1 protein-coding gene is annotated in these 908 nt (G+C 65.9%); it reads right to left on the bottom strand.

Annotated elements, in window-relative coordinates; all coding sequences use genetic code 11:
* Positions 1–908: cobaltochelatase subunit CobN (locus tag EN749_RS36475; RefSeq protein WP_189368019.1), on the bottom strand; the 908-nt coding region annotated here is incomplete at both ends.

The following is a 908-nucleotide window of genomic DNA, read 5'->3' as shown; positions in this document are numbered from 1 at the left end:
GGTAATGACAGCGCAATCTCCCCCCTTGAGGGGGAGATGTCCGGCAGGACAGAGGGGGGCGCCTCGCGCAGACCCGTCTCATCTTCCACCTTCCCCCAAGCGGCTTCGATCGCAACAATTGCCGCAGTCGGCAATTCGTTCGAGAAGGCCATGTAATCCTGCAAGGCCAGCCCATGCTCGCCCGTTTCCAACATACCCAGCAGTTCCCGCGGCGTCTCCGGTATCCCCTCAACATCATAGCCCTGTCCCCTCAGGTCATGCAGCATCGCCAGCACGCTGGACGGCACGTCGAGGCCGACGGCATAGCCGGTGCGGCCGGGGGCGCTGGGATAATCCGGCATCAGGATCGCCAGCTTGCGCTCGGCGCGGGCTGTCTCCTGCAGGCGGATGAAGGCCGCGACGCGGTCAGCCACTTGCGCCACGCGATCCGGTTCCGGCCGGTTGGCGAAAGCGCGGTGGCCAAGTGCTGGATCGATCTCGCTCTCGCCCTTGAAGGAAATGGCGCCAGCCAGGATGCGGCCGTCGAGCTCGGGCAGCACGACATGCATGGCAAGGTCGGCGGGCGCCAGGCCGCGCTGGTTGGTCTCCCAGACGTCGCGGCGGGTGGTGGCGACGATGACCTGGAAGACCGGCACGCCGGCGCGGTCGAACAAGGTCTCATTGCCCGGTTCGGCACCGGACGCGAAAGCGGTCGCGGTGATGATGGCGGCGGGTTTCAGTGAGGCGAGTGCTGTTTCCACGAACGCCAGGGATGCCGGGTCCTTGAGGCTGGAGACGAAGATGGGGACTGGGTTGATGCCGCGCTGTCGCAGAGCTTCAAAAAGTGCGTCGATCGGCGCGACATCGGCGGCCAGCAGCATCGAGCGGTAGAACAGGATAGGCACGACCTTTCCCTCCCCCTCGAGGGG

The organism is Mesorhizobium sp. M7A.F.Ca.ET.027.02.1.1, assembly GCF_004022985.1.
Classification (GTDB): domain Bacteria; phylum Pseudomonadota; class Alphaproteobacteria; order Rhizobiales; family Rhizobiaceae; genus Mesorhizobium.
The sequence above is the reverse complement of the archived record's forward strand: the minus strand, read 5'-3'. Positions and strand labels throughout refer to the sequence as shown.